20 protein-coding genes and 1 other annotated feature are annotated in these 17,966 nt (G+C 68.9%); of the genes, 13 read left to right on the top strand and 7 right to left on the bottom strand.

All coding sequences use genetic code 11. From position 1 onward, the window contains the following. Positions 1-44: 44 nt before the first annotated feature. The gene (locus tag FHY02_RS04895) at positions 45-1,535 is read right to left on the bottom strand and encodes a SulP family inorganic anion transporter (protein ID WP_183920738.1); all 1,491 of its coding nucleotides are present in this window, start codon (positions 1,533-1,535) and stop codon (positions 45-47) included. A 60-nt stretch (positions 1,536-1,595) separates the two neighbouring features. Then, positions 1,596-1,651, bottom strand: a sequence feature (sul1 is cis-regulatory element that is thought to sense ions involved in sulfur or methionine metabolism; They are found in Alphaproteobacteria). A gap of 221 nt (positions 1,652-1,872) precedes the next feature. Here FHY02_RS04895 and FHY02_RS04900 point away from each other — a divergent pair. Then, positions 1,873-2,301 carry a GNAT family acetyltransferase gene (locus FHY02_RS04900; protein WP_260172610.1) on the top strand — a complete coding sequence of 143 codons (429 nt, stop codon included), beginning with the start codon at positions 1,873-1,875 and terminating at the stop codon, positions 2,299-2,301. Positions 2,302-2,322: 21 nt separating this feature from the next. On the opposite strand, the gene FHY02_RS04905 is transcribed toward FHY02_RS04900, so the two are convergent. From FHY02_RS04905 to FHY02_RS04930, 6 genes are read right to left on the bottom strand one after another with little or no spacing between them, the layout of a single operon-like run. Continuing rightward, positions 2,323-2,583 carry a ribbon-helix-helix domain-containing protein gene (locus tag FHY02_RS04905; protein ID WP_183920739.1) on the bottom strand — a complete coding sequence of 87 codons (261 nt, stop codon included), beginning with the start codon at positions 2,581-2,583 and terminating at the stop codon, positions 2,323-2,325. Beyond that, a complete protein-coding gene (gene cobT / locus FHY02_RS04910; protein ID WP_183920740.1) occupies positions 2,580-4,406 on the bottom strand; it encodes a cobaltochelatase subunit CobT in 1,827 nt (608 codons plus the stop codon). Before cobT ends, FHY02_RS04905 begins: the two co-directional genes overlap by 4 nt. Continuing rightward, positions 4,406-4,774 (bottom strand): DUF5615 family PIN-like protein, encoded by a 369-nt coding sequence (locus FHY02_RS04915; RefSeq protein ID WP_183920741.1) that lies wholly within the window; start codon positions 4,772-4,774, stop codon positions 4,406-4,408. Before FHY02_RS04915 ends, cobT begins: the two co-directional genes overlap by 1 nt. Next, the gene (locus tag FHY02_RS04920; protein ID WP_183920742.1) at positions 4,771-5,001 is read right to left on the bottom strand and encodes a DUF433 domain-containing protein; all 231 of its coding nucleotides are present in this window, start codon (positions 4,999-5,001) and stop codon (positions 4,771-4,773) included. Before FHY02_RS04920 ends, FHY02_RS04915 begins: the two co-directional genes overlap by 4 nt. 18 nt (positions 5,002-5,019) lie before the next feature. Next, positions 5,020-6,024, bottom strand: coding sequence for a cobaltochelatase subunit CobS (cobS, locus tag FHY02_RS04925; RefSeq protein WP_183920743.1), 1,005 nt, complete (start codon positions 6,022-6,024; stop codon positions 5,020-5,022). A 58-nt stretch (positions 6,025-6,082) separates the two neighbouring features. After that, on the bottom strand, positions 6,083-6,748 hold the full coding sequence (locus FHY02_RS04930; RefSeq protein ID WP_260172611.1) for a winged helix-turn-helix transcriptional regulator: 666 nt from the start codon (positions 6,746-6,748) through the stop codon (positions 6,083-6,085). Positions 6,749-6,840: 92 nt separating this feature from the next. Here FHY02_RS04930 and FHY02_RS04935 point away from each other — a divergent pair, with 92 nt between their 5' ends. From FHY02_RS04935 to FHY02_RS04985, 12 genes are all read left to right on the top strand, one after another. Next, complete coding sequence (locus FHY02_RS04935; RefSeq protein WP_183920745.1) at positions 6,841-7,272, top strand: VOC family protein; 432 nt, start codon at positions 6,841-6,843, stop codon at positions 7,270-7,272. Then, entirely contained in the window at positions 7,250-7,378 is a 129-nt protein-coding gene (locus tag FHY02_RS22850) for a hypothetical protein (RefSeq protein WP_260172612.1), read from the top strand. Before FHY02_RS04935 ends, FHY02_RS22850 begins: the two co-directional genes overlap by 23 nt. 142 nt (positions 7,379-7,520) lie before the next feature. Continuing rightward, positions 7,521-8,213 carry a glutathione S-transferase family protein gene (locus FHY02_RS04940; RefSeq protein WP_183920746.1) on the top strand — a complete coding sequence of 231 codons (693 nt, stop codon included), beginning with the start codon at positions 7,521-7,523 and terminating at the stop codon, positions 8,211-8,213. After that, positions 8,210-8,929: a DUF1428 domain-containing protein gene (locus FHY02_RS04945; protein WP_183920747.1), complete on the top strand. Its 720-nt coding sequence runs from the start codon at positions 8,210-8,212 to the stop codon at positions 8,927-8,929. Before FHY02_RS04940 ends, FHY02_RS04945 begins: the two co-directional genes overlap by 4 nt. An 11-nt stretch (positions 8,930-8,940) precedes the next feature. Next, on the top strand, positions 8,941-9,717 hold the full coding sequence (locus FHY02_RS04950; protein ID WP_183920748.1) for a VOC family protein: 777 nt from the start codon (positions 8,941-8,943) through the stop codon (positions 9,715-9,717). Continuing rightward, the gene (locus FHY02_RS04955; RefSeq protein WP_183920749.1) at positions 9,717-10,187 is read left to right on the top strand and encodes a VOC family protein; all 471 of its coding nucleotides are present in this window, start codon (positions 9,717-9,719) and stop codon (positions 10,185-10,187) included. The genes FHY02_RS04950 and FHY02_RS04955 overlap by 1 nt, the downstream gene beginning before the upstream one ends. A gap of 131 nt (positions 10,188-10,318) precedes the next feature. Then, positions 10,319-11,101 carry a succinate dehydrogenase iron-sulfur subunit gene (locus FHY02_RS04960; RefSeq protein ID WP_132907670.1) on the top strand — a complete coding sequence of 261 codons (783 nt, stop codon included), beginning with the start codon at positions 10,319-10,321 and terminating at the stop codon, positions 11,099-11,101. 273 nt (positions 11,102-11,374) lie between these two features. Next, the gene (zapE, locus tag FHY02_RS04965; RefSeq protein ID WP_183920750.1) at positions 11,375-12,469 is read left to right on the top strand and encodes a cell division protein ZapE; all 1,095 of its coding nucleotides are present in this window, start codon (positions 11,375-11,377) and stop codon (positions 12,467-12,469) included. Between the two features lie 125 nt (positions 12,470-12,594). Further along, on the top strand, positions 12,595-13,560 hold the full coding sequence (gene mdh, locus FHY02_RS04970; RefSeq protein WP_183920751.1) for a malate dehydrogenase: 966 nt from the start codon (positions 12,595-12,597) through the stop codon (positions 13,558-13,560). Positions 13,561-13,613: 53 nt separating this feature from the next. Beyond that, positions 13,614-13,910, top strand: coding sequence for a GIY-YIG nuclease family protein (locus FHY02_RS04975; protein WP_183920752.1), 297 nt, complete (start codon positions 13,614-13,616; stop codon positions 13,908-13,910). A gap of 66 nt (positions 13,911-13,976) precedes the next feature. Next, positions 13,977-14,867 carry a succinate--CoA ligase subunit alpha gene (gene sucD / locus FHY02_RS04980; RefSeq protein ID WP_132907666.1) on the top strand — a complete coding sequence of 297 codons (891 nt, stop codon included), beginning with the start codon at positions 13,977-13,979 and terminating at the stop codon, positions 14,865-14,867. A 124-nt stretch (positions 14,868-14,991) separates the two neighbouring features. Beyond that, entirely contained in the window at positions 14,992-17,964 is a 2,973-nt protein-coding gene (locus FHY02_RS04985) for a 2-oxoglutarate dehydrogenase E1 component (protein ID WP_183920753.1), read from the top strand. Positions 17,965-17,966 lie beyond the last annotated feature (2 nt).

The raw sequence follows: 17,966 nt of genomic DNA on the forward strand, positions 1-17,966 counted from the left end.
TGCGGCCTGCCGCCTCCCCTTCTGGGGAAGGATGTCCAGCCCCTTCAGTGCGGCACCACGCCCAGCTCCACCCCGGTCTTGTCATGCAAGGCGAAGCGGTCGACGAGGTCGGCGCTGGCGCGGTTATAGCCGGTCACTTCGACGACGCGCCCGTCGCGCCGCAGCCGCGCCACCACCTTGTCGAGTGCCGCCACGCCGGAAATGTCCCAGAAATGCGCGCCGCCGACATCGATCGTGACGTGGTGCGCGCTGTCCTCCGCCTGGAAGGCGCGGGTGAAGCGATCGACCGAGGCGAAGAAGATCTCACCCGTCACGCGATAGGTCGCGTGCTCGCCCGTTCCGAGGCGCTCGACCGAGAACAGCCGCTGCACCTTGCCCGCGAAGAAGACGCCCGAGAGCAGCACGCCGGCCAGGACGCCGAGCGAGAGGTCGCGCGTGGCCACCACCACCGCGACCGTCACCAGCATCACCACCGACGAGGTCGGCGGATGGCGGCGCAGGTTGGGGATCGAGTTCCAGCTGAACGTGCCGATCGACACCATGATCATCACCGCGACCAGGGCCGGCATCGGCACGCGCCCGACCCAGGGCCCCAGCACCGCGAGCAGGAACAAGAGAAAGGCGCCCGCGACGAAGGTCGACAATCGGCCTCGCCCACCCGAGGTGACGTTGATCACCGACTGGCCGATCATCGCGCAACCGCCCATGCCGCCGAACAGCGCGGCGACGATGTTGGCGCCGCCCTGCCCCGCGCACTCGCGGCGCTTGTCGCTCTCGGTGTCGGTCATGTCGTCGACGATCTGCGCGGTGAGCAGCGACTCGAGCAGGCCCACCGCCGCCATCGTCAGCGAGTAGGGCAGGATGATCCGCAGCGTCTCGAGCGTGAGCGGCACCTGCGGCAGCGCGAGGCTGGGCAGCCCCTCGGGCAGCCGGCCCATGTCGCCGACCGTGTTGACGTGCAACCCCAGTGCCACGCTGATGACGCTGAGCACCAGGATCGCGACCAGCGGCGACGGCACCGCACGCGTCAGCCGCGGCAGCCCGTAGATGATCGCGAGACCGCCCGCGACGAGCGCGTAGCTCTCCCACCCGACGCCGGTGAGCTGCGGCAGCTGCGCGAGGAAGATCAGGATGGCGAGCGCGTTGACGAACCCGGTGATGACCGAGCGCGAGACGAACTGCATAACCAGATCGAGCCTTAGCAGGCCGGCGGCGATCTGGATCAGCCCCATCAGGATCGTCGCGGCGAACAGATAGTCGACGCCGTGTGCGCGAACGAGCGGGCCGACCACCACTGCCACCGCGGCGGTAGCGGCGGAGACCATGCCGGGGCGGCCGCCGATCAGCGCGATCGTCATCGCGATCGCGACCGAGGCGTAGAGCCCGACGCGCGGGTCGACCCCGGCGATGATCGAGAAGCCGATCGCCTCGGGGATGAGCGCGAGCGCGACGACGATGCCTGCGAGCACGTCTCGGCGGGCGGCGGCGCTGTCAGTGAACCACTCGCGGCGGTAGGTAGAAAGCGAGAACGTCATTCAAGAATCCACAACAGGGCACGCGGGCGCCAGCGCGGGCGCGAGAGGTTCGGTGCGTTGTGTTGTCCGGCGGATCGGCGGCCGGAAGAGCCACCCGGATTCTCACCGGGTCCTTGCGAATGCGCGCCCCTTAGGCCGTGACGGTCGTGCTGGCAAGCCGGGGTGCTCGGTGGCCCCCGGTCGCTCGAGGACAGGCGCGCTGAGTCCGATCCGCGGCTTGCGGAACACGAGCGTGCCCCTGCAAAAGCAGGAGCCCAGTGTCACGATCGCTATTCTCGCGGCCCTGGACTCCGGCGTTCGCCAGAGCACGCTTCAGCTTCAATGGATCAGACCCTAGATGATGCCGATGCCCTTCCACATTCGCGACGCCACGGCAGAGGACGAAGACCAGGTCATCGCGCTCTGGCGCATCTGCGGGCTGGTCGCACTCCACAACGACCCCTTCGCGGACTTCCGCTTCGCCGTCGCCGGGCCTGCCTCCACGGTGCTGGTCGCGCTCGCTGACGACCTGATCGTCGCCAGCGCGATGGTCGGCCATGACGGTCATCGCGGCTGGCTCTATTATGTCGCGTGCGCGCCCGGGCGTCGCCGTGAGGGACTGGGCAGCAGCGTCGTCGCGGCCGGCGAAAAGTGGCTTTGCGCCCGAGGCGTCGCCAAGGTGCAGCTGATGGTACGCCAGACCAACGCCGCGGTCGTGCCCTTCTACGAGCAGCTCGGCTACGAGGACATGCCGCGCGTTCTGATGAGCAAATGGCTGGGCACCTGAGACATCGCGCCGCCGCCATGCTCACTCGGCTCGCTCGACGCCGCCCGCCTCCACCATCAGCCATGTCCGCAGCGCGCTCGCGAGATTGGCCGGCTCTGGCTCTTGCACTCGTAACGCGTCCAACTCCGCCACCAGCGCGGAGAGCGGCAGCCCCCGCACCGCTGCGGCGCGCTCGAGTGCCGACCAGAACACCGGCTCGAGGCTGATCGAGGTCTGGTGGCCCGCGATCGTGATCGAGCGCTTGACCGGACCGACGAAGCCGCCCGGCGGCCCAGCGATCACTCGGCGTCGAACAGCGCGGCGAGCTGCTCGATGATCGTGCCGCCGAGCTGCTCCGCGTCCATGATCGTCACCGCGCGGCTGTAATAGCGGGTGACGTCGTGGCCGATGCCGATCGCGACCAGCTCGACCGACGACTTCTTCTCGATCCAGCCGATCACCTGGCGCAGGTGGCGCTCCAGATAGGAACCGGTGTTGACGCTCAGCGTGGAGTCGTCGACCGGCGCACCGTCTGAGATCACCATCAGGATGCGGCGCTCCTCGGGCCGGGCGAGCATGCGCGCGTGCGCCCATAGCAACGCCTCGCCGTCGATGTTCTCCTTGAGCAGCCCCTCGCGCATCATCAGCCCGAGCGCGTTGCGCGCGCGCCGCCACGGCTCGTCCGCCTTCTTGTAGACGATGTGGCGCACGTCGTTGAGCCGGCCGGGCTGCGGCGGGCGCCCCGCGGCGAGCCAGGTCTCGCGGCTCTGCCCGCCCTTCCAGGCGCGCGTGGTGAAGCCGAGGATCTCGGTCTTCACGCCGCAGCGCTCAAGCGTGCGCGCCAGGATGTCGGCGCTGATCGCCGCGATCGAGATCGGACGGCCGCGCATCGAGCCCGAGTTGTCGATCAGCAGCGTCACCACCGTGTCGCGGAACTCGGTGTCGCGCTCCACCTTGTAGCTGAGCGACTGGGTCGGGTTGACCACCACGCGCGCCAGGCGCGCGGCATCGAGCAGCCCCTCGTCCTGGTCGAAGTCCCAGGAGCGCGACTGCTGCGCCATCAAACGGCGCTGCAAGCGATTGGCGAGCCGCGACACCGCCGACTGGAGGTGCACCAGCTGCTGGTCGAGATAGCCGCGCAGCCGCGCCAGCTCGTCGCTGTCGCACAGGTCGGTCGCGGCGATCACCTCGTCGAACTGGGTCGTCCACACGCGATAGTCGAAGTCGGGGCCGAGATCGGCGCTGGGACGGTTGGGGCGGACCGGCTGCATCCCCTCCTCGCCGTCGTCGCCGGGCTCGCCCTCGGCGTCGTCGTCGAGGTCGTCGCCCTCAAGCTGCTCGCTCTCGCCCTCGCTCGACTCGTCGTCGCGCTGCTGGCCGCGCGCCTCCACCTCGGACTCGCCCTCGCTGCCCTCGGCGTCGCCCTCGTCGGGCTGGTCGGTGTCCTGCCCCTCCTCGCCCTCTTCCTCGTCGCCACCTTCGTCGCTCTGCTCGGGGGTGCGATCGCCCTCGACCAGCTCAAGGTCCTCGAGCAGCTTGCGCGCGAGCCCCTGGAAGGCGCGCTGGTCGTCGAGCGCGAGCGCCAGCGCGGCGAGGTCGGCGCGCTCCTCCACCCACTCGCGCACCAGCGCCAGCCCGGGCTCGGTCGCGACCGGCGGACGCTCGCCGGTGAGCGCCTCGCGCACCATCAGCCCGAGCGCGGTGGCGAGCGGCACCTCGCTGCGGTTGCGCGCGCGCAGGATCGGATCGGCGCGCAGTCGCACGTCCAGCGCGGTGGCTAGGTTTGCCGTGATGCCCTGGTAACCGCGGCTGCCGAGCGCCTCGACGCGCGCGTCCTCGATCGCGTCATAGACGCCGCGCGCGGTAGCGTCGTCGGGCGCGCCGCGGGCGTGCAGCGCCATGTCGTGGTGGCGGAGGCGCAACGCGAACGAGTCGGCGAAGCCGCGCGCCTCGGCGACCTGGTCGGCGGGCAAGGTGCGCGCCGGCATCGGCACGCGCAGGTGCTTGCCCGACTGCGCCGGCGCGTCGGCAGTGAAGGCGAGCTCCACCTCAGCCTCGTCGGACAGCGCGCGGGCGGTGCCGCCGAGCACGGACTTGAAGCGGTCGAGCGGGGTATCGGTGGCCATCAGCGACGCAGCGGCAGGAGAGAGACGCGCGCGCGGCGTACGTCCAAGGTAAGGAGCGCCCCCGCGGCAATCCCAGATCCGAACTGGTCGAAGGCGTCGATGACGGCGCCGCTCGCCTGCTCGGGCAAAACCGCGTCGCCGCGCAATTGGATCACGCTCGGCCCTCGCGCGCCAGTCGCGGCCAGGATCGCGCCGAAATCGAGATCGTGCGTGAGAACCAGCGCGCCTTCGGACAGCGCGTGTTGCATGATCGTGGAGTCACTCGCGTCCGGCGCGCCGAGCGCAGACCAATGCGCCGCCGCAATGCCGTGACGGGAGAGCGCTCCGATCCGGCGGGGAGAGAGGTTCATGTCAACGATCACCCTCATGCATGACGTAGCGCGACGTCGTGCTCCTCCGCGCGCCACGCGGCATAGCGCAACGCCTGGAGCACGTCCTCGCGCTCGAGATAAGGATAGTCGTCGAGCAATGCCTCGATGGACCGACCCGACCCGATCTGGCCGACAACCATCCCTACCGTCACGCGCATGCCGCGAATGCACGGCTTGCCGCCCATCACACGCTCGTCGAACGTGATCCGGTCGAAATCGGTCATCGCTCGCATCGCCTCACCTCACGCCTTCGCCGCGACGCTCTCCGGCAGGTCCTTGCCGAACACGCGCTGGTAATATTCGGCGACCAGGGCACGCTCGGCCTCGTCGCACTTGTTGAGGAACGACAGCCGGAACGCAAAGCCGACGTCGCCGAAGATCAGCGCGTTCTGCGCCCAGCTGATCACCGTGCGCGGGCTCATCACGGTCGAGATGTCGCCGTTGACGAAACCGCGCCGCGTCAGGTCGGCGACCCGCACCATGTTCTCGACCAGCTTCTTGCCCTCGGGCTTGTCATACTCGCCCGACTTGGCGAGCACGATATTGGCCTCGGTCGCGGCGGGCAGATAGTTGAGCGTGATGACCACGTTCCAGCGATCCATCTGGCCCTGGTTGATCTGCTGCGTGCCGTGATAGAGCCCGCTGGTATCGCCCAGCCCGACCGTGTTCGCGGTCGCGAACAGCCGGAACCACGGGTTCGGCCGGATCACGCGGTTCTGGTCGAGCAGCGTCAGCTTGCCCTCGGTCTCGAGCACGCGCTGGATCACGAACATCACGTCGGGCCGGCCGGCGTCATATTCGTCGAACACCAGCGCGGTCGGCGTCTGCAGCGCCCAGGGTAGCAGGCCCTCGCGGAACTCGGTGACCTGCTGGCCGTCGCGCAGCACGATCGCGTCGCGGCCGACCAGGTCGATGCGGCTGATGTGCGCGTCCAGGTTGATGCGGATACACGGCCATTTCAGCCGCGCCGCCACCTGCTCAATATGGCTCGACTTGCCGGTGCCGTGATAGCCCTGCACCATCACGCGGCGATTGTGCGCGAAGCCAGCGGCGATCGCGAGCGTGGTGTCGGAATCGAACACATAGGCTGGGTCGAGGTCGGGGACGCGCTCGTCGGCCTCGCTGAACGCCGGCACCTGCATGTCGCTGTCGATGCCGAACAGGTCGCGCACGCTGACCATCTTGTCGGGCGCGTCGAGGATGGTCGTGTCGCGGCTGTCGGGCTGGGTATTGGGCAGATCGGTCATTCGCGGGCACGCCGTTCGCTGGAGGATGCCGTTCCAGTGGGAACGGAACGCACTCGCGTCAACCCGCCGCGGGCGCCGCGGTTGCCTTGGCCGGCAGGTGGAACAGGTCGATGAACGCCTCGGCCGCGGCGCGATCGCCGCCGAAGCGCAGGCTGCCCGCCGCCTCGGCCGCGGCGATCGGCAGCTTGCCGTAGACGATCGCGGCCATGGTCTGCGGGTCGGTGTCGAACACCGCGTCGCCGAAGGCGGGCGCGCGCTCGATCGGCAGCGCGCCGTCGGCGAGTCGCGCCACGAACGAGTCGCGTCCGAACAGGAAGCCGATCGTCATTGGCCCCGATGCGCGCGCGGGATCGACCATCGTGCGCAGCGACATCATCATCGAGGCGGCGGACAAGGGCAGCGTCGGGTCGTGGTCGGGCGAGCGCGCCGCCCAGCGCCCCAGCGTCATGATCGCTGGCTCGGCCTCATAGCCCCATTCGGTGAGCGCGTAGCCGGCAGCACGGCCAGGCAGCTCGACCTTCGCCACCACCGCTGTCGCCGCGAGCCGCTCGAGCCGCTGCGTCAGCACGTTGGCGCTGATCCCGGGCAGGCCGACGCGCAGTTCGGTGAAGCGGCGCGGGCCGAACATGAGCTCGCGCACGATCAGCAGCGCCCAGCGCTCGCCGAGCAGCTCCATCGCCAGCGCGGTACCGCAGGCGTCGTCGTACCAGCGCTCGCGCGCCATCGGCCTTTTTGTTACATTTTCTAACTTCATGGTTGCTTTAACTAACCACGCGAAGCAGGATCGCACAAGGGAAGAGCGAGGGAGATCGCACCATGGAGAGGGTGATTTTCGTGAACCTGCCGGTGGCCGACGTGGCCGCGTCGACCCGCTTCTACGAGGCGCTGGGCTTCGTACGAAATCCGGACTTCTCGAATGACCAGGCGTCCGGGATGGTCTGGTCGGACTCGATCTGGGTGATGCTGCTCGGGCACGATTTCTACCGCACCTTCACGCCCAAGACGATCGCGGACACGCGCAGCACCAGCGCTGCGCTGCTCTGCCTCTCCTGCGCATCGCGCGACGAGGTCGACCAGCTCGGCGCGGCGGCGCTGGCGGCGGGCGGGCGCGAGCTGCACGGCGCTGATGACCGCGGCTTCATGTACGGCCGCGCCTTCGACGATCTCGACGGCCACGGCTGGGAAGTGATGCACATGGACGCGAACGCCAAGCCGGCCGAGCAGCATGACGCCGCGGTGCCGGCCTGAGCCGGGCGCCGCGCGGCGCGCGCTCGACCGGCCGCTGCCGCTCGGGCTGGCCGCCTTCGCGCTGACCGCCGCGCTGCTCTGGCAGGCAGCCGCCATCGGCGGCTGACGAGACAATGGATAGTAGAAGACCGTCATCCCGGCTTCGAGCCGGGATCCATGGTCCCGCGGACGAGACGGTCGTAGCGTGCGCGGCGCGATGGCTGCCGGGTCGAGCCCGGCATGACGGGGAAGCCAGAGGAGAGGCTCCCATGCAACCCGTGATCACCGCGTTCGACTGGGTCCCCGATTTCGCGCGCGGCCAGGTGCGCGATCTGCGCGTGCGCTGGGCCTTGGAGGAGGTCGGTCAGCCCTATCGCGTGCGCTATCTCGCGCAGGGCGAGCAGAAGGCGGCGCCGCACCGCGCGCGCCAGCCGTTCGGCCAAGTGCCGACCTATGAGGAGGGCGAGCTCGTGCTCTACGAGTCGGGCGCGATCGTGCTGCACCTCGCCGACAGCCGCGACGGGCTGCTGCCCGACGATCGCCTCGGGCGCGCACGCGCCACCGAATGGGCCTTCGCCGCGCTCAATACGGTCGAGCCGCCGATCATGGACCATGCGATCGCCACTTTGTTCGAGGCGGACCAGCCCTGGTCTAGGCCGCGCCTGCCAGCGGTAGAGGCGCGCATCGCCGAGCGGCTCGGCGAGGTGGCGGCGCGACTGGGTGAGCGCGAATGGTATGATGGCGCCTTCTCCGCGGGCGACCTGCTGATGGTGGCGGTGCTGCGCATCCTGCGCGACCACCCATTGCTCGCCGCGCGGCCGACGCTCGCCGCTTATGTCGCGCGCGGCGAGGCGCGGCCCGCGTTCCGCCGCGCGCTCGCCGACCAGCTGGCGGGCTTCACCGGATGCCCGCCCCCGGGCTTCGCCGAGTGGATCGCTAAGCGCGCGGAGCAGCTCGCATGAGCTATATCGACGGCTTCATCACGCCGGTCGCCATCGCGGCGCGCGAGCGCTTCGCCGAGCACGCGCGCGTCGCCGCGGCGATCGTGCGCGAGCATGGCGCCCGCCGCGTGGTCGACACCTGGGGCGAGGACGTGCCCGCGGGCGAGCGCAACGACATTGCGGGCGCGGTACGGCTCGGCGCCGGTGAGACGGCCAGCTTCGGCTGGATCGAGTTCACCGACCGCGCCGCGCGGGACGCCTTCGGCGAGGCGATCGTCACCGACGAGCGGCTCGCCGCGCTCGGCCTGCCGCCATTCGATGTCTCGCACATGATCCTCGGCGGCTTCGAGGTGATCGTCGACACCGGGCGCGGCGCCGCACCAGGCTTCGTCGACGGCTATGTCCTGCCGGTGCCGCCGACGCGCCGCGCCGACTATGTGGCGCTGGCGGAGGCGGCGTCGCCGGTGTTCCTCGACCATGGCGCGATCCGTCACGTCGAGGCGTGGGGCGACGACCTCCCCGCCGGCGAGACGGTCGACTTTCGCCGCGCCGCACTCGCGGAGAAGGAGGAGAGCGTCGTCTTCTCCTGGGTCGAATGGCCCGACCGCGCCACCCGCGATCGCGCGACCCCGCTGGTGATGGCGGACGAGCGGATGGCGAAGCTGCTGCTCACGCCACTCCCCTTCGACGGCAAGCGCATGATCTACGGCGGTTTCGCCGTGCTCAACGAGCATTGAGGAGGAAGAGGATGACCGACCGGGAAGGACTGCCGATCTGGTACGAGCTGCTCGCCCGCGATCCCGACGCGGCGGAGCGTTTCTACACGCACGTGCTGGGCTGGTCGGTGGAGCGACCGCAGCTCGCCGCCGCGCCCGACTATCGCGTGCTCGCCGCGCCCGACGGCGACGGTGTCGCGGGGCTGATGGCGGTGCCGTCGGGAGCGCCGATGGCGCCGGGCTGGCTGGTCTACCTCGCCGTCGACGAGGTCGACGCGACGGTAGAGCGGGTCACCGCCGCGGGCGGTGCGGTGACGATGCCGGCGACCGACATTCCCGACGTCGGGCGGATCGCGCTGGTGGCGGACCCGGACGGCACGCCCTTCTACGTCATGCGCGGCGACGACGAAGGATCGCGCGCCTTCCGCAGCGCCGATACCGCCACCGCAGGCCACGCGGTGTGGAACGAGCTGACCGCGCCGGACCAGGACGCCGCGCTCGCCTTCTACGCCGGGCTGTTCGGCTGGCGGCACGAGGGCGCGATGCCGATGGGCGAGCTCGGCGACTATAAGTTCGTCCACTCAGGCACGATCTGCCTCGGCGCGACGATGAACAGCTTCGCCGGCAAGCGCCCGGGCTGGCAGTTCTACTTCATGGTCGACGACGTCGACGCCGCGGCAGAGCGGCTGACCGGCGCGGGCGGGCGCGTGATCCAGGGGCCGGACGAGATCCCTGGCGGCAGCTTCTCGGTGGTCGCGGCCGACCCGGAGGGCGCGGCGTTCGGCTTCGTCGGCGAGCGGCGGGCGTGATGGACAAGGTGTCGGTATGGCTGTGGTGCGACGGCACCGCGGAGGAGCAGGCCGCCTTCTACACCGGGCTGGTTCCCGGCAGCGCGATTACGGCGGTGTCGCGGGCGCCGGCGGACTATCCGGCGGGCAAGGCAGGTGACGTGCTCACCGTCACCTTCACGCTCGCGGGGCGATCGTTCGCGATGCTCAACGGCGGTGCCGGTCCGACGCACAGCGAGGCGATGTCGCTCCAGGTCGACTGCATCGACCAGACCGAGGTCGACCGCTGCTGGGACGCGATCCTGGCGAACGGCGGCACCGAGGTGGCGTGCGGCTGGATCAAGGACCGATGGAGCGTGGCGTGGCAGATCGTGCCGCGTCGCCTCACCGAGCTGATGCAGGATCCGGTGCATGGGTCCAAGGCGATGCAGGCGATGATGACCATGACCCGGATCGATGTCGCGGCGCTGGAGCGCGCGATCGCCTCTTGAGCGCGCAGCCATAATCTCTAGGTAGGCGGCATTGGTCACGTTTGCGCCCAGCCCCGCGATCGTGTACCCGCCCCACGAACGGCGCCGGTGCGCCTCCTGTGCGCCGACGGCCCAACGAAGTAGAGACCCGCATGGCCGAGTTCACGCTCCCCAAGAACAGCAAGATCAAGGGCGGCCGCAAGGTCGCCTCGCCGCAGCCGGGCGGGACGATGCGCAACTTCAAGGTCTATCGCTACGATCCCGACTCGGGCGAGAACCCGCGCTACGACACGTTCGAGGTCAATCTCGACGAATGCGGCCCGATGGTCCTCGACGCGCTGATCAAGATCAAGTCGGAGCAGGACAGCTCGCTGACCTTCCGGCGTTCGTGCCGCGAGGGCATCTGCGGCTCGTGCTCGATGAACATCGACGGCCGCAACGGCCTGGCCTGCACCACCGCGATCGAGGACGTGAAGGGCGAGATCAAGATCACGCCGCTGCCTGCGATGGACGTGATCAAGGACCTCGTGCCCGACTTCACGCGCTTCTACGCGCAATACGCGTCGATCACCCCGTGGCTGCAGACGGTGACGCCGCCGCCCGCGGGCAAGGAGCGGCTCCAGTCGCCTGAGGAGCGCGCCAAGCTCGACGGCCTGTACGAGTGCATCCTCTGCGCCTGCTGCTCGACCTCTTGCCCGAGCTATTGGTGGAATTCGGACAAGTTCCTCGGCCCGGCGATCCTGCTCCAGGCCTATCGCTGGCTCGCCGACAGCCGCGACGAGATGACCGGCGAGCGGCTGGATGCGCTGGAGGATCCGTTCCGCCTGTATCGCTGCCACACGATCATGAACTGCGCCAACGTCTGTCCCAAGGGTCTGTCGCCCGCCAAGGCGATCGCCGAGATCAAGAAGATGGAAGTCGAACGGATCGTCTGATCGGCGGTAGCGATCGCTGACCTTCGCGTCGCTTCCCATCGTGCCCCGGCGAAAGCCGGGGCCCAGTTGGGCGACGGTGGTGTGTCTCACAGCGGCTATCCCACCTGGGCCCCGGCCTCCGCCGGAGCACGACGTGGGCGAGCACCCACCGCCACAACAGGTCAGCTCTGCTCCGCCCGCGCCACACAACGTCACCGTCGCGAGGCTTGATCCCCTCGCCCGCTGACCCCACAGACGTCACCATGCTGCGGTGCAGCGCCGCGAAGGGTGACGATGGGAAAAGTAAGTGACGCATACCGGCGCCTGATCGCCGACGACGAGCTCCGCCCCGATCCCGAGCAGGAAGCCGCCGCGTTGCGGCTCGACATGCTCGCGCAGGAGCTGGAGAAGCCCCGCACGATCGGCCTGTTCCGCCGCCGGCGCGTTCCCGCCAAGGGCGTGTATCTGTGGGGCGACGTCGGCCGCGGCAAGTCGATGTTGATGGACCTGTTCTTCGCCAACGTCGCGGTGGCGAAAAAGCGCCGCGTCCATTTCGCCGAGTTCATGCTCGAGGTGCACGCGCGCATCGCGGTCGAGCGGCGCAAGGAGGAAGGCGACCCGATCCTCCCCGTCGCGGAGGCGCTCGCCGACGAGGCGCAGCTGCTCGCCTTCGACGAGATGATGGTGACCAACTCGCCCGACGCGATGATCCTGTCGCGGCTGTTCACCGCGCTGATCGAGGCCGGCGTGACCGTCGTCACCACCTCCAACCGCGCCCCCGCCGACCTCTACAAGAACGGCCTCAACCGAGAGCATTTCCTCGGCTTCATCGCGCTGATCCAGGAGCGGCTCGACGTGCTCGCGCTCAACGGCCCGGTCGATTACCGCCGCCACCGGCTGGGTGCACACAAGACCTGGCTCGTCCCCAACGGTGAGCAGGCCACGGCGGAGCTCTCCGCCGCTTTCTACCGCCTCACCGACTATCCGCCTGAGGACCGCGATCACGTCCCCAGCGAGGAGCTGGTGGTGCAGGGCCGCACGTTGCGCGTTCCCAAGACGCTCAAGGGCGTGGCGGTGTTCGCCTTCAAGAAATTGTGCGGCGAGGCGCGTGGGGCGGCCGACTATCTCGCGGTCGCGCGGCGCTATCACACCGTCATCCTCGTCGGCATCCCGATCCTCGGCCCGGACAACCGCAACGAGGCCGCGCGCTTCGTCGCGCTGATCGACGCGCTGTACGAGCACAAGGTCAAGCTGCTCGCCGCCGCCGACGCCGAGCCGGACCAGCTCTACCCGCGCGGCGACGGCGCCTTCGAGTTCCGCCGCACCGCCAGCCGCCTTGAGGAGATGCGCTCCGAGAGCTACTTGAGCGAGGGCCATGGCACCGGCTAAGCCCTATTGCTCCTGCGAACGATGTGCAACTTAACTTGGCCTGGGCGGTTTTAGCGGGTTGCCGGATGCGGCCGAAGGGCGTAGGCGGCTGTTCCATTCACGGCTCGGCATCAGAGAGGGATGGGATGGCCCGGAAAAAGATCGCGCTGATCGGCGCCGGTAATATCGGCGGCACGCTCGCGCACCTCGCAGCACTCAAGGGCCTGGGCGACATCGTCCTGTTCGACGTGGTCGAGGGCGTGCCCCAGGGCAAGGCGCTCGACCTCAGCCAGTGCGGTCCGGTCGAGGGCTTCGACGCCTCGATCAAGGGGTCAAACGACTATGCCGACATTGCTGGCGCCGACGTGATCATCGTCACCGCCGGTGTCGCGCGCAAGCCCGGCATGAGCCGCGACGACCTGCTCGGTATCAACCTCAAGGTGATGAAGGCGGTCGGCGAGGGCATCCGCGACAACGCGCCCGACGCCTTCGTGATCTGCATCACCAATCCGCTCGACGCGATGGTGTGGGCGCTGCGTGAGTTCTCCGGCCTGCCGCACCAGAAGGTGGTCGGCATGGCGGGCGTGCTCGATTCCGCGCGCTTCAGCCACTTCCTCGCCGAGGAGTTCGGCGTGTCGGTCAAGGACGTGAACACGTTCGTCCTCGGCGGTCACGGCGACACGATGGTGCCGGTGCTGGAATATTCGACCGTCAGCGGTATCCCGGTCAGCGACCTGATCGCGATGGGCTTCTCCACCAGGGAGAAGGTCGACGAGATCATCAAGCGGACGCGCGGCGGCGGCGGCGAGATCGTCGCGCTGCTCAAGACCGGCTCGGCCTATTACGCGCCGGCGACCAGCGGCATCGCGATGGCCGAGGCCTATCTCTACGACCAGAAGCGTATCCTGCCGGCGGCGGCGCATCTCTCCGGCCAGTACGGCATCGACGACCTGTACGTCGGCGTGCCGGTGGTGATCGGTGCGGGTGGCGTCGAGAAGATCGTCGAGGTCTCGCTCTCGGACGAGGCGAAGGCCAACCTCCAGGTCTCGGTCGACGCGGTCAAGGAACTGCTTGTGGCGTGCAAGGGCATCGACGGCTCGCTGGGGGCTTGAACGAATAGCTGTGCCCCGGCGAAGGCCGGGGCCCAGTTGGGAGAAGTCCCGAGGTGGAGAAGGCCGGCCTCGTCTACATCATGGCGAGCGGACGCAACGGCACGATCTACATCGGCGTCACCAGCGACCTGCCCAAACGTATCTGGGAGCATCGCAGCGGCGTCATCGGCGGCTTCACCAAGAAGCATCACTGTCATCGCCTCGTCTGGTATGAGGCGCATGAGAGCATCGAGGCAGCCCGACATCGCGAGCTGCAGTTGAAGGAGTGGAAGCGGGCATGGAAGCTGCGCGAGATCGAAGGGTTCAATCCCGAGTGGGACGACCTGTACGATCGTATCGCGTCGTCATGACCGCCATTGCAACTGGGCCCCGGCCTTCGCCGGGGCACGCACATCGCCCGATCTAGGGAGACGGACTTGAGCATCCTCGTCGACAAGAACACCAAGGTCATCACCCAGGGGATGACCGGCAAGACCGGCACCTTCCACACCAAGGCGGCGCTGGACTATGGCACGCAGATGGTCGGCGGCGTGACGCCCGGCAAGGGCGGCACCACGCACGAGGAGCTCGGCCTGCCGAACTTCGACACCGTCGCCGAGGCGGTCGCCAAGACCGGCGCCACCGCGTCGGTGATCTACGTGCCGCCGCCCTTCGCCGCGGACTCGATCCTCGAGGCGATCGACGCCGAGGTGCCGCTGATCGTCGCGATCACCGAGGGCATCCCCGTGCTCGACATGGTCCGCGTCAAGCGCGCGCTGTCGGGCAGCAAGTCGCGACTGATCGGCCCGAACTGCCCGGGCGTGCTGACGCCGGGCGAGTGCAAGATCGGCATCATGCCGGGCAATATCTTCAAGAAGGGCTCGGTCGGCGTCGTGTCGCGCTCGGGCACGCTGACCTATGAGGCGGTGTTCCAGACCTCCAACGCCGGGCTCGGCCAGACCACCGCGGTGGGCATCGGCGGCGACCCGGTCAACGGCACCAACTTCATCGACGTGCTCGAGCTGTTCCTCGCCGACGAGGCGACCCAGTCGATCATCATGATCGGCGAGATCGGCGGCTCGGCCGAGGAAGAGGCAGCGCAGTTCCTCCGCGACGAGGCAAAGCGCGGCCGCAGCAAGCCGATGGCGGGCTTCATCGCGGGCCGCACCGCCCCCCCGGGGCGCCGCATGGGCCACGCCGGCGCGATTGTCTCGGGCGGCCAGGGCGGCGCCGAGGACAAGATCGCGGCGATGGAAGCGGCCGGCATCAAGGTCGCGGCGAGCCCCAGCGAGCTGGGCTCGACGCTGCTGAGCGTGCTCAATAAGTAATTGAACTGACGTCATCCCGACGCGGGTCGGGATCCAGGGCGGCCAGCGGGCCGTTCGCGGCCCTGGACCCCGGCCTCGCGCCGGGGTGGCGACCCCAATAGTCGAGCGGTCGAGGATGCGTGACATGGGCTACGAAGGCCAGGATTTCAGCGACATCGCGGGTAACGTCAGCCCGGCGTTCATCGACGCGCTCTACGCCCGCTTCAAGGAATCGCCCGACTCGGTCGAGACCGGCTGGCGCGGCTTCTTCGAGGGGCTGGAGGGGTCGATGAACGCGCCGTCGTGGCAGAGCAAGCGCTGGCCGCTCACCACCACCGACGACCTCACCGCCGGGCTCGACCCGACGCAGATGGAGCCCGCGCCCAAGCCCGCCAAGGGTGGCAAGCCCGCGCCCGCCGCGCCCGCGGCCCCTGCCCCGTCGCAGGACGCGATCGTCAAGGCCGCGGCGGACTCGATCCGCGCGCAGCTGCTGATCCGCACCTATCGGGTGCGCGGCCATCTCGCCGCCAATCTCGACCCGCTCGGCCTGTCCTCGGCGCGCGAGCTGCCCGCCGACCTCAAGACCGATTATCACGGCTTCTCCGACGCCGACATCGACCGCCCGGTCTATCTCGGCGGCTCGCTCGGGCTGCAATGGGCGACGATCCGCGAGGTCGTCGACACGCTCCGCGCCAATTACTGCGGCAACGTCGGCCTCGAATATATGCACATCGCCGACGTCGAGGAGCGCAAGTTCCTCCAGGAGCGGATGGAGGGCAAGGACAAGGGCGTCGAGTTCACCACCGCCGGCAAGAAGGCGATCCTTACCAAGGTGATCGAGGCCGAGCAGTGGGAGAAGTTCCTCGGCCGCAAGTATGTCGGGACGAAGCGCTTCGGGCTCGACGGCGGCGAGAGCATGATCCCCGCGCTCGAGAGCGTGATCAAGTACGGCGGCGCCGCGGGCGTCAACGAGATCGTGTTCGGCATGGCGCACCGCGGCCGGCTCAACGTGCTTGCCAACGTCATGGCCAAGCCGCTGCGCGTGATCTTCCACGAGTTCGCCGGCGGCTCGGCGCACCCCGACGACATCGGCGGCTCGGGTGACGTGAAGTATCACCTCGGCACCTCGACCGACCGCGAGTTCGACGGCCATCACGTCCATATGTCGCTGGTGGCGAATCCGTCGCACCTCGAGGCGGCGGACCCGGTGGTGCTCGGCAAGATCCGCGCGATCCAGACGATCGCCAAGGACCTCGACACGCATGCGCGCTCGCTGCCGGTGCTGATCCACGGCGACGCTGCCTTCGCGGGCCAGGGCATCGTCTGGGAGTGTTTCGGTTTTTCCGGGATCCGCGGCTACAACACCGGCGGCTGCGTCCACTTCGTCATCAACAACCAGATCGGCTTCACCACCAGCCCGCAGTTCGCGCGCTCGTCGCCCTACCCGTCGGACGTGGCCAAGGGCGTCCAGGCGCCGATCTTCCACGTCAACGGCGACGATCCCGAGGCGGTCACCTTCGCGACCAAGATCGCGATCGAGTATCGCCAGAAGTTTCACCGCGACGTCGTGATCGACATGTGGTGCTATCGCCGTTTCGGCCACAACGAGGGCGATGAGCCCGGCTTCACCCAGCCGCTGATGTACAAGGCGATCCGCAGCCATCCGCCGGTCAGCGAGATCTACGGCAAGCGGCTGATCGCCGAAGGCGTCGTCGACCAGGCGTTCATCGACGACAATGTCGGCCAGTTCACCACCCTGCTCGAGGGTGAGTTCGAGGCGGGCGCGAGCTACAAGCCCAACAAGGCGGACTGGTTCGCGGGCCGCTGGTCGGGGCTGCACGCGCCGGCCGACGCGGAGAGTTCGCGCCGTAGCGTCGACACCGGGATCGAGCAGAAACTGTTCGACTCGATCGGCCGCACGCTGACGACCGTCCCCGACAGCATCACGATCCACAAGACGCTCGCTCGCGTGCTCGACGCCAAGCGCCAGATGTTCACGACCGGTGAGAATTTTGACTGGGCGACGGGCGAGGCGCTGGCGTTCGGCTCGCTGCTCCACGAGGGCTATGGCGTGCGCCTGTCGGGCCAGGACTCAGGCCGCGGCACCTTCTCGCAGCGCCATGCCGTCTGGGTCGACCAGAACGACGAGCACAAATACGTGCCGCTGTGGACGGTGCCGCACGGCAGCTTCGAGGTGCTCGACAGCCCGCTGTCCGAATATGGCGTGCTCGGCTTCGAGTACGGCTACGCGCTCGCCGACCCGAAGACCCTGGTGCTGTGGGAGGCGCAGTTCGGCGACTTCGTCAACGGCGCGCAGATCATGATCGACCAGTTCATCGCGGCGGGCGAGGCCAAGTGGCTGCGCGCCAATGGCTTGGTGATGCTGCTGCCGCACGGCTACGAGGGCCAGGGCCCGGAGCACAGCTCGGCGCGACCGGAGCGCTTCCTCCAGCTGTGCGCGGGCGACAACATCCAGGTCGCCAACTGCACCACGCCGGCGAACTATTACCATCTGCTGCGCCGGCAGATGCACCGCAACTTCCGCAAGCCGCTGGTGGTGTTCACCCCCAAGTCGCTGCTGCGCCACAAGCTGGCGGTCAGCAGTGCGGCGGACTTCGTCGGCGATACGCACTTCCGCCGCATCCTGTCGGACACCAACGGCGCGCCCGACGCGCAGACCAAGCGGCTGGTGCTGTGCACCGGCAAGGTGGCATACGACCTGATCGAGGCGCGCGACGCCGCGGGTGACACCGAGACGCAGATCGTCCGCATCGAACAGCTCTACCCCTTCCCGTCCGACGCGCTGGCCGAGCGGCTGTCGCGCCTGACCGCGCTGGAGGAAGTGATCTGGGCGCAGGAGGAGCCGCGCAACAACGGTTATTGGTTCTTCGTCGAGCCACTGATCGAGGAAGCGCTGGGCATGGCCAGGTCGCGCGTGGCGCGCCCGCGCTACGCCGGCCGCGCCGCCGCGGCCTCGCCCGCGACCGGCCTGATGAAGCGCCACCAGGCCGAGCAGGGCGCGCTGATCGCCGACGCGCTCGGGCATAACGTGCGCGACGAGATCCGCCGCACGCGCGAGCTCGACACCACCAAGAAGGCGGCGCAGCCGACCGCCTGATC

The sequence above is a fragment of the Sphingomonas sp. BK069 genome (assembly GCF_014193405.1).
Classification (GTDB): domain Bacteria; phylum Pseudomonadota; class Alphaproteobacteria; order Sphingomonadales; family Sphingomonadaceae; genus Sphingomonas.

What these genes read in the sequence shown, in the direction of transcription:
- FHY02_RS04985 (WP_183920753.1), top strand. Translation starts at nt 14,992, where the DNA reads ATGGGCTACGAAGGCCAGGATTTCAGCGACATCGCGGGTAACGTCAGC.
- FHY02_RS04940 (WP_183920746.1), top strand. Translation starts at nt 7,521, where the DNA reads ATGCAACCCGTGATCACCGCGTTCGACTGGGTCCCCGATTTCGCGCGC.
- FHY02_RS04930 (WP_260172611.1), bottom strand. Translation starts at nt 6,748, where the DNA reads ATGGCGCGCGAGCGCTGGTACGACGACGCCTGCGGTACCGCGCTGGCG.
- FHY02_RS04950 (WP_183920748.1), top strand. Translation starts at nt 8,941, where the DNA reads ATGACCGACCGGGAAGGACTGCCGATCTGGTACGAGCTGCTCGCCCGC.
- zapE (WP_183920750.1), top strand. Translation starts at nt 11,375, where the DNA reads ATGGGAAAAGTAAGTGACGCATACCGGCGCCTGATCGCCGACGACGAG.
- FHY02_RS04960 (WP_132907670.1), top strand. Translation starts at nt 10,319, where the DNA reads ATGGCCGAGTTCACGCTCCCCAAGAACAGCAAGATCAAGGGCGGCCGC.
- FHY02_RS04920 (WP_183920742.1), bottom strand. Translation starts at nt 5,001, where the DNA reads ATGACCGATTTCGACCGGATCACGTTCGACGAGCGTGTGATGGGCGGC.
- FHY02_RS04900 (WP_260172610.1), top strand. Translation starts at nt 1,873, where the DNA reads ATGATGCCGATGCCCTTCCACATTCGCGACGCCACGGCAGAGGACGAA.
- mdh (WP_183920751.1), top strand. Translation starts at nt 12,595, where the DNA reads ATGGCCCGGAAAAAGATCGCGCTGATCGGCGCCGGTAATATCGGCGGC.
- FHY02_RS04915 (WP_183920741.1), bottom strand. Translation starts at nt 4,774, where the DNA reads ATGAGGGTGATCGTTGACATGAACCTCTCTCCCCGCCGGATCGGAGCG.
- FHY02_RS04895 (WP_183920738.1), bottom strand. Translation starts at nt 1,535, where the DNA reads ATGACGTTCTCGCTTTCTACCTACCGCCGCGAGTGGTTCACTGACAGC.
- FHY02_RS04935 (WP_183920745.1), top strand. Translation starts at nt 6,841, where the DNA reads ATGGAGAGGGTGATTTTCGTGAACCTGCCGGTGGCCGACGTGGCCGCG.
- cobT (WP_183920740.1), bottom strand. Translation starts at nt 4,406, where the DNA reads ATGGCCACCGATACCCCGCTCGACCGCTTCAAGTCCGTGCTCGGCGGC.
- FHY02_RS22850 (WP_260172612.1), top strand. Translation starts at nt 7,250, where the DNA reads ATGACGCCGCGGTGCCGGCCTGAGCCGGGCGCCGCGCGGCGCGCGCTC.
- FHY02_RS04955 (WP_183920749.1), top strand. Translation starts at nt 9,717, where the DNA reads ATGGACAAGGTGTCGGTATGGCTGTGGTGCGACGGCACCGCGGAGGAG.
- cobS (WP_183920743.1), bottom strand. Translation starts at nt 6,024, where the DNA reads ATGACCGATCTGCCCAATACCCAGCCCGACAGCCGCGACACGACCATC.
- FHY02_RS04945 (WP_183920747.1), top strand. Translation starts at nt 8,210, where the DNA reads ATGAGCTATATCGACGGCTTCATCACGCCGGTCGCCATCGCGGCGCGC.